3 protein-coding genes are annotated in these 4,335 nt (G+C 44.5%); 1 reads left to right on the forward strand and 2 read right to left on the reverse strand.

All coding sequences use genetic code 11. The features are described from left to right. Positions 1-2,175: filamentous hemagglutinin N-terminal domain-containing protein (locus tag ACFIME_RS02600; protein WP_375684434.1), on the reverse strand; the 2,175-nt coding region annotated here is incomplete at its 3' end. A 25-nt stretch (positions 2,176-2,200) separates the two neighbouring features. Then, on the reverse strand, positions 2,201-3,997 hold the full coding sequence (locus tag ACFIME_RS02605; protein ID WP_375684435.1) for a ShlB/FhaC/HecB family hemolysin secretion/activation protein: 1,797 nt from the start codon (positions 3,995-3,997) through the stop codon (positions 2,201-2,203). Between ACFIME_RS02605 and ACFIME_RS02610 the strand changes: the two genes are divergently transcribed. After that, positions 3,915-4,109, forward strand: a complete 195-nt coding sequence (locus tag ACFIME_RS02610) for a hypothetical protein (RefSeq protein ID WP_375684436.1) — start codon at positions 3,915-3,917, stop codon at positions 4,107-4,109. The two genes, ACFIME_RS02605 and ACFIME_RS02610, sit on opposite strands and share 83 nt — an antisense overlap. Positions 4,110-4,335: the final 226 nt, after the last annotated feature.

Raw genomic sequence — 4,335 nt, forward strand, 5'->3', positions numbered from 1 at the left:
AAGCTCCCCCGTTTTGATCACGAAATCTCTGGCTGCTAAAACAGAAGTTGTCTCATCAACCATAACGCTTGGAGCAATAAAGAGAATATCTCCAGTCCCTCCCTGATCTGTCACGGCTTGTAGCCGCGCATGGTGAATATCAAGGGCATTGGTGCTGTTAAAATCTAAACCGCCATAAGCCAATTCGCTCTCTGAGACATCAATATGATCTGCAATTAAATACAGCGTTTGCGGCGTGTAAATATGAGAACGATTATTGCTTAAATCGAGAGTGTTTGCTGTCAACCTCACATCCCCCTCAGCAGACAGCACATTCTCAACACTGATCTCTCCTGATACCGATGTCAATTTTGCACTGCCATAGCCCATGACCTGATCATAATAGATGTCGTTGCCTGCAAAAATTTCAATATTGCCACCACTGGCAATCTGACCAACCTTCACCCCTTCTTTTGCTGTAATCAAAAGAAAGCCCTTTTCATCTAAAACAAGATCCCCTGAACCGCCCGTAGAAACGACACCTGTCATCAGTGTCCCTGCATCAAGGCTGCCAACCTTTAAAACAGCTTCTTCACCCGTCATCAGTGAAGAAAAGTCAACCGCCCCACCCTCAATATTTGCCTTGCCATAGGCTAAAAGTTGCCCAAAATGAACGGGAGCATTTGTTGCTGGTTGTGCTTGAATGGCAACATTTTGATGCGATAGAATTGTTTGAGAAACAGATAGCCCGTTATGAGAAACCAGGGTGATATCTCCTGCTCCATAAACACTTTCAGCAACAATCGCACCTTGACTGCTCTGGAGATCAACATCCCCTTGGGTGCCAAGAACAACAACACCAGCAGCACCCGTTGCCGCCATATCAACCCCACCGGCTAAAAAATGAGCTTGTATATCACCACCGGCATGCGCCTTGAGATTCCCTTGCGCTAAAACAATCCCCTCAAGCTTCAAGTCTCCGCCCGATTCAAGAGCCATATCAGCACCTGACCCTAGCCCTGAAACTTGAAGTGTCTGGCGCGAAGACAGCTCCATATTGCCCCCAGAGGTTGCCTTACCGGCAATCGATAAAAGCCCATCCTGCGCCTCTATCTTCAAATGACCATCAGCACCAACCGTTTCTAACGTCACATCCTTATGGGCGGCAATATCAATATGCTTTTTCGAGGTGATGTGTTTTGCCAATACGCTCTGGCTTTTCGATTTGAGGACAACACCCCCATGACCAAAAACATTCTTCAACGAGATTTTCCCATCAGCAGAAAGATGCAACTGCCCCGCATTGGCTGCCATATCATGGCGCATGCGAACCCCAACACCTTTTTCTGTTGCCACAAGTTTAATCTGATCCGCCTGTAGAGCCCCCAAAGCAGAACCATCTATCGCATATTCCGGTTTACCGGTAATATCGGTCAGTTCTTTCATTTCCCGTGAAGCATAATCAAAGTGACCCGTCCCTGCTGTCACACCAATTTCTCTGCCCGCAACAGCTCCTTCAAAATGCACTGTGCGTGAGACAATATCGACAATATCAACCGCTCCTTGACCAGAGAAAAAATTGGCTCCCTTAGCGCCAAAGGTAATATCCCCACCTCGCACCTCAAAGCCTTTCAAAAAACCGCTCGCATCAATTTCGGGAACACCTGTGGTTAAGGTCGCATGGGGCGTATTGATAAAGCCACAACCATCACAGCTTATCCCATTGGGATTGGCTATAATCACATCGGCTGGGCTCCCAAAAACCTCTCCTGGACCATGAAGCGCACTGCGCTTGCTGCTGGTCACTTCATTTAAAATCACTTTCGCCGAACCCGTGAGGCGCAAATGCGGATTGCCCGGCATAATGCCCCCCAACTGCGATTGCCCCACTTCTTGCGCATGATTGTTCCAAATCACACCCGGATTTCCAATATTAAAATCGTTATATTTATTGTGCGATAAGCCCTTGCCATTGGGGGTAACAATATCAATCGAGGGAACTCCATTGGGCGCTGCCACTATATCTGGACGATGGGCGGCATTCGCGTTAGGATCCACAGTAATTTGCGCCTGTAACGCTGAAGGGGCTAACAAACAAGAAAAACCAAGTCCCCCAAATAAAACCTTTTTGAGCATCGTACTGGAGACTAAAACACCTAATAAAGCTGCTCTTTCTGCTCTCTTCTCATATCTCATACGTTAACTCCCCAATAAAAAATGCTTAAAGTTCCATTGTTAATGTCATAAAAAATGTTCCTGATTTTTTGTGCTTAACTGTGCTCCAAAAAATACTGGAATAACTGGCATCAAGAGAGACCATGCCTCCCGCAAGCTTGACACCTGCTGTCCAACCGGCAAGCTGGTCACTCTTAATCCCATACAAGGGTTGTGCAAAAACACGCCCATAATCCAAACCAACATAAGGGCGAAGTTCACCAAAAACCTTTTTGAAGGTCGCGTGATTGCTCCACGGAATGGTGCGTAGCAACAAATCATTCCGGCTAAAAAAACCGTTATTGCCAAAAAGCAAACTCTCACGCGTGCCACGAACATTGGAAGCGCCCCCCAACGAAATCTGTTCAGCTCCCAATAAATTATGCGGTGAATATTGACCACTCAAAAGATTGCTCAGTATAAAGTCCAAGCCCCCTATCTTAAAAGGCGTCATGACACTAAGCGTACCGGTAAATTTGGCAAATTGTGGCTCCGCATCCCCTGCTCCTGGCGCATGTTTCTTTACTGAATGAAACAAGGGAAGACCTTGCAAATAACTCACATCAAAGGTCCAAGTCCCCCCCAACATCTGGCGCGAATGCGAAATGCCAAAATTGGCGACGCTATATTGACGGCTGCCCACTTCAATCTTATTGCCAAGAAGGTAATTGTTGGTTCTTTTATAAGAAAGACCCAAATTCAAGGTTGTAAGGGAAACACTATCACGGTAAAGAACCCTGCTTGTACTGGCGTGCAACTCACTGGAATCCCCCGTCGTCTCAATATCGGTAAAATTGCCAGGGATTATGCTTTGGTAATTATAAACAGTGCCATTCAATCCAAAGGTCCAATAACCATATGGAATACTCACACTCGCTGAAATGTTATTGCTATGTCCTTCTTGCTTGCTCCCACCCCAATAATCTGTCTGACTGCGCTGATAGTTAAAATCCCACGCATCATTCATCCCTAAAATATTTTCTACCCTCAAGCCCGCACTATAACGCGCATAACCCGTGGAAGATTGTCCCATATTGTCATGAGAAACAGTAACCTTGAAAGTTTTATCGGGATGATTGTTAATATTGACAATGGTGCTCCCTTCTTCACGCCCTGGAAGAAGTTCGCTTTGAGCGTGCGCTGAACTCAAACGGTTGATCTGATCAAGCCCCTGTTCAATATCGCGCATGTTCAGAACATGACCTTGAAGCCCAGGAAAAGCACTCCATACAACATTATTATAACGAGACGTCGGTGAACCATTATAGTAAATCTCTGAAAGTTTCCCCTCAACGACAACAAATTTGAGCGTCTTGCTGTTTTTGATATCTTGATCAGGAATATAAAAACGCGCCGTTACATAGCCTTGATCCAAATAAACTTTGGTTAACTTCTTGATTAAGAGCTGAATATCAAAAAGACCGATACATCTTCCAACATAAGGCTCTGTTACGGCTGATATAGAGCGCTTTTTGACATGGTGCACTCCCTCAACAACAACAGCATGAATGGGAAAACATTGCTTCCCACCCAAAAGCGTTTCTGGATTTTGCTCTGAAGGCGTCTTGATCCTTTTAGGCGTTAAAGCGCGTAATTTCTCAATTCTTTCTAATTGCTGCTTTTCTGAATACCTGCGAGAAAAATTATCGGTTGGGGAATGAAAAATAGCTGAGGAGCGCGCATAAACATTTACACCTGTAAACAAGCCAAAGAAAACAACAATGGCACGAAAAATTCTCAAAAGAGAACTTTGGCGTAAAAATACACAAAACAATACAGATTGCCCCCGCTTTGCACTATTCATGAAGCATGATTTAAAAGAACTTCATGGAACCGCTAACAAGTCCACTCAAAACAGCCACTGCCCTATGACGCTTTTAACAAAAGCACATGCCTCTGTAACCAAAGAAAAGTGACACCCAAAACTGCTTTATTTTACAAAAACCACTTTATTTTAACTGCTGAAGATCTCTCCCCCACATTTATATAAAAAGACCTTTAACCAAAACTGTTTAGCCCGTCAATGGTTAATACATCAATATCCCCAGTTTAATGCTACAATATATTTATCAATAATTAGAGATAAATTCACTCTCCAGCCCCTCTAAGCCACTCAACACGCATATAAACGAGACATCATGC

Source organism: Bartonella sp. AP1QHHD, assembly GCF_042196265.1.
Taxonomy (GTDB): Bacteria; Pseudomonadota; Alphaproteobacteria; order Rhizobiales; family Rhizobiaceae; genus Bartonella.

What these genes read in the sequence shown, in the direction of transcription:
- ACFIME_RS02610 (WP_375684436.1), top strand. Translation starts at nt 3,915, where the DNA reads ATGGCACGAAAAATTCTCAAAAGAGAACTTTGGCGTAAAAATACACAA.
- ACFIME_RS02605 (WP_375684435.1), bottom strand. Translation starts at nt 3,997, where the DNA reads ATGAATAGTGCAAAGCGGGGGCAATCTGTATTGTTTTGTGTATTTTTA.